The 10,887-nt window shown below is 73.1% G+C and carries 9 protein-coding genes; 4 read left to right on the forward strand and 5 right to left on the reverse strand.

What is annotated here, in order from left to right; translation table 11 throughout:
- Positions 1-97: 97 nt before the first annotated feature.
- The 3 genes from ACWEQL_RS37490 to ACWEQL_RS37500 all read right to left on the reverse strand — a co-directional run bounded on the left by ACWEQL_RS37490 (position 98) and on the right by ACWEQL_RS37500 (position 4,684).
- A complete protein-coding gene (locus tag ACWEQL_RS37490; RefSeq protein ID WP_452155238.1) occupies positions 98-1,714 on the reverse strand; it encodes an alpha/beta hydrolase in 1,617 nt (538 codons plus the stop codon).
- 257 nt (positions 1,715-1,971) lie between these two features.
- Positions 1,972-2,925, reverse strand: coding sequence for a hypothetical protein (locus ACWEQL_RS37495; RefSeq protein ID WP_452155240.1), 954 nt, complete (start codon positions 2,923-2,925; stop codon positions 1,972-1,974).
- A gap of 244 nt (positions 2,926-3,169) precedes the next feature.
- Positions 3,170-4,684, reverse strand: coding sequence for an MFS transporter (locus ACWEQL_RS37500; protein ID WP_452155242.1), 1,515 nt, complete (start codon positions 4,682-4,684; stop codon positions 3,170-3,172).
- A gap of 87 nt (positions 4,685-4,771) precedes the next feature.
- Between ACWEQL_RS37500 and ACWEQL_RS37505 the strand changes: the two genes are divergently transcribed.
- Positions 4,772-5,203, forward strand: a complete 432-nt coding sequence (locus ACWEQL_RS37505) for a MarR family winged helix-turn-helix transcriptional regulator (RefSeq protein WP_452155244.1) — start codon at positions 4,772-4,774, stop codon at positions 5,201-5,203.
- A 73-nt stretch (positions 5,204-5,276) separates the two neighbouring features.
- On the opposite strand, the gene ACWEQL_RS37510 is transcribed toward ACWEQL_RS37505, so the two are convergent.
- Both ACWEQL_RS37510 and ACWEQL_RS37515 read right to left on the reverse strand, forming a co-directional pair.
- The gene (locus tag ACWEQL_RS37510) at positions 5,277-6,224 is read right to left on the reverse strand and encodes a M56 family metallopeptidase (RefSeq protein ID WP_452155247.1); all 948 of its coding nucleotides are present in this window, start codon (positions 6,222-6,224) and stop codon (positions 5,277-5,279) included.
- Positions 6,225-6,423: 199 nt separating this feature from the next.
- Entirely contained in the window at positions 6,424-7,089 is a 666-nt protein-coding gene (locus tag ACWEQL_RS37515) for a DUF5134 domain-containing protein (RefSeq protein WP_452155249.1), read from the reverse strand.
- Positions 7,090-7,426: 337 nt separating this feature from the next.
- On the opposite strand from ACWEQL_RS37515, the gene ACWEQL_RS37520 reads away from it, so the two are divergent.
- Genes ACWEQL_RS37520 through ACWEQL_RS37530 form a run of 3 tightly spaced genes read left to right on the forward strand, consistent with a single transcriptional unit; the run spans position 7,427 to position 10,643 of the window.
- Positions 7,427-8,827: a DUF6421 family protein gene (locus tag ACWEQL_RS37520; RefSeq protein WP_452155251.1), complete on the forward strand. Its 1,401-nt coding sequence runs from the start codon at positions 7,427-7,429 to the stop codon at positions 8,825-8,827.
- Positions 8,824-9,567 (forward strand): SDR family NAD(P)-dependent oxidoreductase, encoded by a 744-nt coding sequence (locus ACWEQL_RS37525; RefSeq protein WP_452155253.1) that lies wholly within the window; start codon positions 8,824-8,826, stop codon positions 9,565-9,567. The genes ACWEQL_RS37520 and ACWEQL_RS37525 overlap by 4 nt, the downstream gene beginning before the upstream one ends.
- Positions 9,564-10,643, forward strand: a complete 1,080-nt coding sequence (locus tag ACWEQL_RS37530; protein ID WP_452155255.1) for a threonine aldolase family protein — start codon at positions 9,564-9,566, stop codon at positions 10,641-10,643. Before ACWEQL_RS37525 ends, ACWEQL_RS37530 begins: the two co-directional genes overlap by 4 nt.
- The last annotated feature ends 244 nt before the right edge of the window (positions 10,644-10,887 follow it).

Consider the following 10,887-nt stretch of genomic DNA (forward strand, 5'->3'; position numbering starts at 1 on the left):
CGGGTCTGGCGCCCCCCCCCCGCGGGGGCGCGGCGGCGCGCCCCCCGCGCCCCCCCACCACGGCCCCCGCTGCTGAACCCTCGTCAGGACCCCCGGGTCACACCGCCGGGAAGGCGTCCGCGTCCGGCTTGAGGACCTGGCCCGGCTTCGGCGCGGCCTGGTCCACCAGGTACCGGGTGACCAGTTCGTTCAGCGCCTTGCTCCGGCCGATCGCGCAGTGCTCCACCGCGTCGACGGTGACCAGCACCGCGTTGCCCAGCTGCTTCTGCATGCGCTCGGAGAACACGTACTGGGTGGCCGGGTCGAAGAGGTTGCCGATCACCATCACCGGCGTCGAGGTCCTCCGGTTCCACGGCCCGGCGAACCGCTCGGCGTCCCGCGCCGGGGCCGGCCAGGTCGCGCAGGAGGGCGCGTCGAAGGCCTGGTAGCGGCCGAAGGTCGGCGAGCCCTGCTCCCAGGTACGGGCCAGCGAGGCGAACACCCGCGGGTTCGACGGGTACGGCTTGTCCTGGCAGTTGACCCCGTAGTAGGAGTCGTCCGAGGTGTACGGGCTGTCCGCCGGCGCCTCGCGCAGCGCGTTGCGCGCCGGAACGGCCAGCGCGCTCGCGTCGGACGGCTCCTGACGGGGCGCCAGGCTCGGGGCCGCGGTCTTCGGGTGGAGCACCTCGTACAGCGCCTGCAGCGACTTGGCCAGCGGGGCCAGCCGGCTCTGCGCGTACAGGGCGCTGGCGACCTGGCCGGTGAAGGTGCTCAGGGTGACCTCGGTGCCGTCCGGCAGGGCGACCGGGGTGGTGCGGAGGTGGTCGCGGAGCTCGTCGAACTTGGCCCGGGTGTCGCCCTCGCCGAAGGCGCAGCGCGGGGCTCCGGCGGCCTGGCAGCGCTTCAGGAACTCGCCGAGGGCCAGCTCGAAGCCGCCGGCCCGCTGCCGGTCGTACTCCAGGCCGTTGTGCAGGCGCAGCTGCGGGTCGACGTTGCCGTCGATGATCAGCGCACGGACCTTGTCCGGGTACATGTTGGCGTAGGTGGCGCCGATCAGGGTGCCGTAGGAGAAGCCGGCGAAGTTGAGCTTGGCGTCGCCGACGGCCCGGCGCATCCGGTCGAGGTCGCGCACCACGTTGATGGTGGACATGTGCTCGATCAGCGGGCCGGCGTTCCGGGAGCAGGCGTCGGTGAAGTCCTCGGTGGCGTCGATCGTCTCGTCGATCTGCGCCCGGGTGACCGGCACCCCGGTCTGCCGGTTGAAGACGGCGTCGGCCTCCTCCTGGGTGGTGAAGCAGCGCAGCGGGTTGCTGCGGGCGACACCGCGCGGGTCGAAGCCGACCAGGTCGAAGCGGTCCTTGACCTCCTGGTCGAAGCGGCCCGTGGTCGCCCACAGGTAGCCGCTGCCGCCCGGGCCGCCGGGGTTGAGGAAGAGCGAGCCGATCCGCTTGGCGGGGTCGGCGGCCCGGCGGCGCATCATGGCGATGCCGATCGTCTCGCCGGAGGGGTTGTCGTAGTCGAGCGGCACCTGGTAGACGGCACAGTCGTAGATCTTCGGATCCGGCTTGGTGGGATCCGGGTTGCACGGTGTCCAGGCGACCGGCTGGACCTTCGCCTCGACGGCCTGCGGCGCCGCGGACGACGGGTCCGGGGCGGCCGAAGCGACCGCGGCGGTGCCGGCGACCAGGGCGAACGCGCTGGCTGCCGCCACCGCGAGCGTGGATATGCGGGACAAGTGACCTCCTCGGTCCGGGAAAACCCGGCCCAGCCTGTCAGCCGACGATCCGAAGCGGAAGACCGCGTACATGCCGGAAATCCTCCGGGGATCCCGCGTGTGCGACGGACAATATTCTGTGAATGAGCGTGACTTGACCGACCGTCGGAGATCACGGCTGGGCGCACGGCCGCGGCCCGGCCGCCGGTGACACCTCCACCGGCGGCCGGGCCGCGTTCGGACGGTCCGTCATGTTCGGGGACGGACACCGGGTCGGTTCAGGGGCGGCTGCCGGTCAGCAGGGCCCACTCGCGGTGGAAGACCGGCAGCGGCAGCTTGCCCTCGATGATCGGGGTGCCGAAGACCTTGAGGTGCGCGGTCAGCGCCCCGGTCAGGTCGACCCCGCCGAAGAGCGCCCAACTGCCCTTGACCTTGGGAGGGTTGCCCGAGGTGTCGGCGGTGAACTCGCCGTCGACCTGGCCGCGCAGGTACGGCGCGACGGTCGCCTCGACGCCCACCGTGTCGTACAGGCCGACGCTGACCTCGGCACCGAGGGCGGTGCGCACCTGGGCCTTGCCGCTCAGACGGGTCGTCAGCGGGGAGACCTTGGTGGAGCCGGCGTCGGAGACCGGGCCCCAGCCGCGGCCGCCGGTGTAGTCGGCGTGGACCGTCCAGGTGCCGCTGTACTCCTGCTCGGCCTCGACGCGCACCGTGCCGTCCGCGCTGACCTCCAGGTAGGCGGTCAGGCCGAGGTTGACCACCACCGGCAGGCCGGCGACGGTGAGCACGGGGCTGGCCTGGAGCTTGGCGAAGGGCAGCCGGATCGGGCCGGTGGCACGGCCGAGCTCACCGGTCAGCTTCCACTTGGCCTCGGCGTTGAGGTCGAAGCCGATGGACGCGGTGCGCGGGCCGGAGACGCCGGCGCCGCGGTAGGCGAAGTGCACGGCGGGGCTCAGCCTCAGCGAGCCGGTGGCGTCCGCGCTCGCACCGCCGGGCAGCGGGACGGCGGCCTTCAGGTCGACCCCCAGGGTGCCCGAGGCGTCGGCCTTGGTGGTGCCGTTCTCCCGGCCGACCGTGACCTTGAGGTCCTTGACCAGCGGGGTCACCTTGATGGCCTGCGGGTCCACCGGGACGGTGCCGTCCGCCTCGCTGTCACCGAGCAGCTCGGAGACGGTCGCCGGGCGGGTCTGGACATCAACGGTGCCGGGCGCGCCGGCCTTGACGGCGGTCACCGCGACCAGCGCGCCCTGCGGGGCGGCGGCGGTCGGCGGGCTGGCGATCAGCTGGCCGGGCTTGACGGCCCCGTCCGCCGGGGAGCCGCTCGCGGACGGGGTCGGCGCGGCGGAGGTCCCGGCGGGCGCCGGGGTCGCCGTCGCGGGGGCCGGGGTCGCGGACGGGCTGCCGCCCGGGGCGGGGGTGCCGGTCGCGGCGGGCGCCGGGGTGGCGCGGGCGGGGCGCGGGGCGCCCCGCAGGTGCTCAGCGCTTGGTCAGGACCTCCGTGCCGACCGTGGTCCGGTCCACCGACGGATAGTCGTAGTCCGGTACCGACACCGTTCCCGGCCGCCGGCGGCGGCTCACCAGGACACCCGCCACCGCGACCGCGAAGCCCGCCAGGGCCACCCCGGTCACCAGCAGCAGCGCCGGGCGGTAGCCGTCCAGCTGCGCCGCGGCGCTCTCGCCGCCGCCGCTGCCCGCGGTGATCACGGCGGTGACGACGGCCAGCACGATCGCGCCGCCGACCTGGAAGGCGGTGTTCACCAGTCCCGAGGCCAGGCCCTGCTCCTCGTCCGCCACTCCGTCGGTGGCGGCGATGTTCACGGACGGGAAGGCCAGCGCGAAGCCGACGCCCAGCAGGATCATGCTGGGCAGCACCAGCGAGACGTACGAGCTGTGCTCGTCCAGCCGCAGGAAGCCCGCGTAGCCGAGCATCAGGGCCAGGGCGCCGATCGGCAGCAGCCTGCCGGTGCCGAAGCGGTCCACGATCGCGCCCATCTTCGTCGCGGACAGTGCGACCAGCGCGCCGGCCGGCAGCAGCGCGAGCGCCATCTCCAGCGCGGACCAGTTGAGCAGTCGCTGCAGGTAGAGCGTCACCACGAACTGGAACCCGGCGTACGAGCCCATCAGCGCGAAGGCGATCAGGTTGGCGCGGGCGACCCCGCCGTTGCGGAAGATGCCGAGCCGGACCAGCGGGTGGGCGGTGCGGCTCTCGATCACCAGGAAGGCGGCGAACAGCGCGACGACCACCGCCAGGGAGCCCAGGGTGCGGCCGCTCAGCCAGCCGGCGCCCTCCGCCTCGGTCACGGTGAAGACCAGCAGCAGCACGGCCAGGGTGCCGGTGATCGCGCCGGCCACGTCGTACCCGCCCTTGGCCCGCTCCTCGGCGGGGCGGGGGAGCAGCTTGACCGCGAACGCCAGGGCGATCAGCGCGACCGGGACCGGCATCAGGAAGGTCCAGCGCCAGCCGGCCGAGGTGAGCAGGCCGCTGAGGACCAGGCCGAGCGAGAAGCCGCTGGCGCCGCAGGTGGTGTAGATCGACAGCGCGCGGTTGCGGGCGGGGCCCTCGGCGAAGGTGGTGGTGATGATCGACAGTCCGGCGGGTGCGGTGAAGGCGGCGCTCACACCCTTGATGAAGCGGGTCGCGATCAGCAGTCCGCCGTCGTCGACCAGGCCGCCGAGCAGGGAGGCGACGGCGAAGACGGCGAGTGCGGCGAGGAAGACCCGGCGCCGGCCGAGCAGGTCGGCGGCGCGCCCGCCGAGGAGCAGCAGTCCTCCGTAGCCGAGGACGTAGCCGCTGACCACCCACTGCAGGGTGGAGGTGGACAGGTGCAGCTCGGAGCCGATGGAGGGGAGGGCGACGCCCACCATGGAGACGTCCAGGGCGTCCAGGAACATCGCGGCGCAGAGCACGACGAGGGTGCCCCAGAGGCGGGGGGTCCAGTGCAGCCCGCTTGTTGATGTGTCGTCAGATGGATTGACGGTCGCGGTGGTCATGGGCAAGAGAGTACATGCATGTGCAATCAATGCAAGCGGATTTAATGTGAACGCATTAAGTTCTTCTGCATGTGGTACCCTGGCGCCGTGGCTGAACTCGACTCCGACGCGGATGCGGACCTGGTCGCCGCCTGGCGCGACCTCCTGGCCCGGCATGCCGCCACGTCCTGCCTGCTCGACCGTGAGCTGGGCGAGAAGCACGGGCTGGGCATGAGCGAGTTCGAGGTGCTGGAACGCCTCGTCGAGGCCCGCGACGCCGACAGCGCCCACGTGCTCCGCGTCCAGGAACTCGCCGACACCGTGCACCTGAGCCAGAGCGCGCTCTCCCGGCTGATCGGCCGTTTGGAGAAGAGCGGCCTGGTGACCCGCGCGATGTGCGAGAACGACCGGCGGGGCATCAAGGTCGCGCTCACCGAGGACGGTTGCCGCCGTTACTCCGAGGCCCGCGCGCTGCACCGCGAGGTGCTCGAACTGACCCTGCGCGGTGACCTCGGCGGGTGTGACGCGACGAAGGGCTGACGCCCCTCCTGTCCGCTTTCGGGTTCGGACGCGACGAAGCGCCGCCGCCGACCCGGGCCGCCTCCGGGGTTTGTCAGACCAGGGCCGCGAGCCCGGGCGCCGCCGCGAGCAGGACGGCCGCGGCGGGGGCGGCGAGCGCCGCGACCGTCAGCCGCAGCCGGTGCGCGACCGGGAGCCGGGGCCGTCCGGCCAGCAGCCGGTCCACCCGCTTCGGGGACTGCGCCAGCCCGGGCGGGCAGGAGCCGAACACCCCCCGGTCCAGATTGATCTCGGCCAGCGCCAGCGCCGTGGTGTGCCGCCCGTGCCGGCGCGCCGCCCGGTCGTCCGCCGCCAGCTCCACCAGCTCGCCCACCTGGTCCCGGAAGGCGCTGAACACCCCGACCCCGGGGAAGCCCGTCGCCAGCGCCTGGGCGCACTGCGACAGCCAGTGGTGCCGCGCCCGGACGTGCCCGCGCTCATGGCTCAGCACCGCCGCCAGCTCACGGTCGGTCAGCTGCTGGAGCGCCCCCGTGGTGACCACCAGACGCGAGTGGTGACCCGGCAGCGACCAGGCCTCCGGGCGGACGTTCTCCAGCACCACCAGCCGCTCCCGGCGGCCCCGCGCGGTCTCGATCGAGTCCGGCAACTCCGGCGCCCGATCGGCCAGTTGGGCCTGCCGGCGGCCGCGCAGCCGACGCGCCTCACGCACCTCGCGGGTCAGCGCCAGCAGCGTCTGCACCCCGCCCGCGGCGAGCACCGCCGCCCAGAGCCGGCCCCAGCCCTCGGCACCCTGCAGCCCGTACGCGGCCTCCACCCCGTGCGGCGCGCCCGTGAACACCAGCGCCCGCAGCCCCGGCAGCGCGGCGGACGCCGCCAGCACCAGGCTCAGCGCACAGCACAGCAGGACGGCCACCACCAGGCACTGCCACACCAGCAGCGCCAGCACGGGTTCGCGCTCCGCCCAGCGGGCCCGGGCCAGCAGCCGGGGCGCCACGGTCGAGAGCAGCAGTCCGAGCAGCAGCAGGCCGAGCAGGGCCGTCATGGCATGGGCTCCCCGAGTACGCACGGAACGCGACAGCGCGCTCCCCGCCAACCTATGCGCTGCCCGCGGCCCGGGGAACGGCTTTCGGCCACCCGTGACCAACGCCACGCGGTGCGTCGACCGTTCGTCCTCGCGGCGGGGCGCGGGGCGGGGCACGGGGGGCTCCGGTGCCCCGGGAGGGCGGTGGTGCGGGAGCGGGTCACAGGGTCAGCAGCATCGCGAACATGCCGATCCCCATCGCGAGCCGGCAGGCCCGCGCCAGCCCCGCCGTCCCGGCCGGCACGCCCCCGGCCGGCACGCCCCCGACCGGGGCGCTGAGCAGCCGGCTCCCGGACCACAGGGCGTACCCGCCGAAGTAGAGGAGCAGCGCCCCGGTCAGCAGCGGCAGCCCGGCGCCGCCCGCGTGCTGCGCGTGCCCGGCACCGGCGGGCCCCGCGGCACCCGTGGGCCCGGCCGTCATCGCCAGCGCCATGTACGTCATCGTCAGCCCGCCGACCGCGTGGTGCAGCCGGTGCGCCCGGCGGCCCGGCGCACCCGGGACGGGGCCGAGCGCCGCCACCAGGAACGCGGCGGCCGGCACCCCGAACAACCACGCCCACACCACGGGCGGCACCGCGGAACCGGCCACCGCCATCGCGGCCGTGCCCAGGCCCATCAGCGCCTCGGCCGCGTCCGACTCCCGGGCCAGCAGCCCACCGGCGCCGCGCCGCGCCCCGTCCTGCGGCCCACCGCCCCGGTACCCGGGCGCGGCCGCGCAGCCGGTGCCCGCCGCGCACGGGGAGCGCCGCAGCCGGCTCAGGCAGTACGCGCCGGAGGCCGCCGCGAGGACGGCCAGCAGCCAGTTGACCAGGACCGGTCCGTGCATCGGCGCCCCTTCCGACCGGTGCTCGCGGCACACCCCGTCCACGATCACCGATCGGGTCCGCGCGGAGCAGGGCGCGAACGGGGGCGCACGGGGGTGACCGCCGTGGTGCGGCGGCCCGAGGCACTCCCCGGTGGCGGGGGAGCGGGCCGCGCGGCATGGTCGGCGTAGGAGGGGTCACCGCGCGGTTCGGCATGCCGTCCGGGCGGCCTCCACCGGCGATCCTGCGGCCGGGAGGGCCGTCGCCGGGAGATCCGGCGGCCAGACCCCCCTTGAACAGAAGAACCTTTCGAACTTATGGTGTCCTTGTTGAAATAACTCCTGTCTAAGTGAGTCCACGATGCAGAATCTTTCGCCAAGGCTCGCTGTGGCGGCCGACGCCCCGGTATCGACCCACGCCGGCCACCCGGCCTGGCTGCGCCTCAAGGAAGCCGTCGAGGCCCTGCGCCCGATGCAGTCCAAGGACGGCTCGATCGACCTGGCCGCCGTCCAGCGGCACACCGTCGACCCGCTGGTCACCACCGTGCGCGAGGCCGTCAAGGAGCTCGCCCCGCTCTTCCCGCACGACGCCGCGTACCTCACCGCCGTCGACACGGACCTCGCCAAGTGGGCCGACACCGGCTACCGGGAGCCCGACTTCCTGGACTCGCTGCTCGCCTTCCAGCCCGCCGACCAGCGCGAGGACGGCCTGGAGCACCTCGTCGTGTTCCCGATGTACACCCAGAACGGCAACCCGAACCGCAACCTCGAAGCGGTCCTGCTGCGCGTGGTCTGGCCCGACTGGCTGGCCGAGCTGGAGCGCACCCGCTTCGACAACCCGATGTTCGTGCCGATCACCTTCACCGACTTCACGGCCGGCTACGACACCAACTCCGCGGTGCTCTTCCCCGAGACCGTCTCCGTCCGCAAGGCCCCCGAGCGCTTCACCTGGGGCGGCATCTTCTGCGACCGCGAGGCCGCCCGCTTCCGCGCCGTCACCACCAGCGCTGTCGCCCAGCTCGGCCTGGAGATTCCGGCCGACGCCGAGGGCCTGCTCCAGGACCAGCAGCGCGCCCAGGAGACCTTCGTCCTGTGGGACCTCGTGCACGACCGCACCCACAGCCACGGCGACCTGCCGTTCGACCCCTTCATGATCAAGCAGCGCAGCCCGTTCTGGATGTACGGCCTGGAGGAGCTCCGCTGCGACCTCACGACCTTCAAGGAGGCCGTGAAGCTGGAGGCCGAGGGCAACGCGCACGCCCGCGACGTCCAGTACGCGATCCTCTTCGACCGGATGTTCCGCTTCCCGGTCAGCGGCGACCGCGTCCGCAACTACGACGGCCTCGGCGGCCAGCTGCTCTTCGCGTACCTGCACAAGCACGACGCGCTGCGCTGGCGTGACAACCGCCTCAGCATCGACTGGGAGCGGGCCCCGCAGGTCACCAACGCGCTCTGCGCCGAGATCGAGACCCTCTACCGCGACGGCATCGACCGCCCGAAGCCGGCCCACTGGATCGCCGCCTACGAGCTGGTCTCCCGCTACCTCACCCCGCACCCGGCCTCGACCTGGGCCAAGGGCTCCGACGCGCTGCCGCTCGACATCACCGACGGCAAGGCCCTCAACAAGGCCCTGTGCGACGCCGTCCTGCCGGACGAGTTCCCGCTGAGCATGTTCTACGAGGCCCTCAACAAGAAGCTGAGCGGCGTCATCGCCGCCACCACCGGCATCACCGGCGCCGGCCTGCAGGAGGTCGCCGCGTGAGCAGCCTCGCAGGAAAGGTGATCGCCGTCGCCGGGGCCAGCGGCCCCGCCGGCCAGGCCGTCATGCGCCGCCTGGCCGCAGACGGCGCCACCGTCATCGGTGCCGACATCGACCAGCAGCGGCTCGACTCGGCGCTCAACAACGTCCGCACCGCCGTCCCCGGCGCCAAGGTGACCGGCCAGATCATCGACCTCCTCGACCCGCAGGAGGTCCACGACTGGGCCGACCACCTGGAGGCCGAGCACGGCCACGTCGACGGCGTCTTCCACCTGGTCGGCGGCTGGCGCGGCAGCAAGAGCTTCTTCGAGACCCGGATAGACGACTGGGACTTCCTGCACGACACCGTGGTGCGCACCCTCCAGCACACCTCGCTGGCCTTCCAGCCGGCCCTGATCCGCAGCGAGTCCGGCCGGTACGCGATCGTCTCGGCCTCCTCCGCCCACCAGCCGACCGCCGGGGGCGCCGCCTACGCCGCCGCGAAGGCCGCGAGCGAGGCCTGGACCCTGTCGATGGCGGACTCCTTCAAGAAGGAGACCACCGCCGAGGACGGCGAGCCCACCGCCGCGGCTGCGATCCTGGTGATCAAGGCGCTGGTCAGCCCCGAGATGCGGGCGGCGAAGCCGGAGGCGAAGTTCGCCGGCTTCACCGACACGGCCGACCTCGCCGAGACCCTGGCGGGCCTCTGGGACCGCCCCGCAGCAGACCTGAACGGACAGCACCTGTGGCTGACAGCCCGATGACCGACCCCACCTCCGGCACCGACGCGGTCCGGCGGCACGACCCCGCCGTCCGCGGCTTCGCCAGCGACAACTACGCCGGCGTGCACCCGGAGATCCTCGCCGCGATAGCGCTCGCCAACGGCGGCCACCAGGTCGCGTACGGCGAGGACGACTACACCGCGCACCTCCAGGACGTCTTCCGCCGCCACTTCGGCGAGCGGGCGGAGGCGTACCCCGTCTTCAACGGGACCGGCGCCAACGTGGTCGCGCTCCAGGCCCTGCTCCCGCGCTGGGGCGCGGTGATCGCGGCCGAGTCCGCCCACATCAACGTGGACGAGGGCGGCGCGCCCGAGAAGATGGGCGGCATCAAGCTGCTCACCGTTCCCACCCCGGACGGCAAGCTCACCCCCGAGATCATCGACCAGCAGGCCTGGGGCTGGGGCGACGAGCACCGCGCGCAGCCGCTCGCGGTCTCCATCACCCAGAGCACCGAGCTGGGCACCCTCTACACGGTCGAGGAGATCCGGGCGATCGTCGACCACGCGCACCAGCACGGCATGCTGGTCCACGTGGACGGCTCGCGCCTCGGCAACGCGGCCGCCTCGCTCGGCGTCCCGTTCCGCGAGTTCACCACCGACGCCGGCGTGGACGTGCTCTCCTTCGGCGGGACCAAGAACGGTCTGCTGTTCGGCGAGTGTGTGGTCGTGCTCAACCCCGAGCGCGTGCGCAACATCAAGTTCCTGCGCAAGACCTCGATGCAGCTCGCGTCGAAGATGCGCTTCGTCTCCGTCCAGTTCGAGGCGCTGCTCTCCGGCGACCTCTGGCTGCGCAACGCCGGCCACGCCAACGCGATGGCCAGCCGGCTGGAGGCCGCGGTCAAGGGCATCGACGGCGTGACCGTGGTCCGCCCGGTGCAGGCCAACGCGGTCTTCGCGGTCCTCCCGCGCGAGGTGAGCGAGCGCCTGCAGAAGCGTTACCGCTTCTACTTCTGGAACGAGCACACCGGTGAGGTGCGCTGGATGGCGTCCTTCGACACCACCGAGGCCGACATCGACGCCTTCGCGGCGGCGATCGCCGAGGAGATGGGCCGCGCCTGACCTGCCCGGAACCGCCGATCGTCCCGTCCCGCGCCAGCGGGGCGGGACGATTTGCTTCGGACCGGCCGGGACCCGTAGAGTTCCGGGGTCGCCGCGAGAAGCGGCGGAAAGCGAATCCGATGAATGAAACTCCGGAAAACGGAGCGGAAAACGTCTGATAGGCTGGGAACACGGAAGAACGAAGCGCCCGGAGGGCCCGCTGGAAGGCGGTCCGAAGGAAGTGTCCGTTCCTTGAGAACTCAAC

The sequence above is a fragment of the Kitasatospora sp. NPDC004240 genome (genome assembly GCF_053603215.1).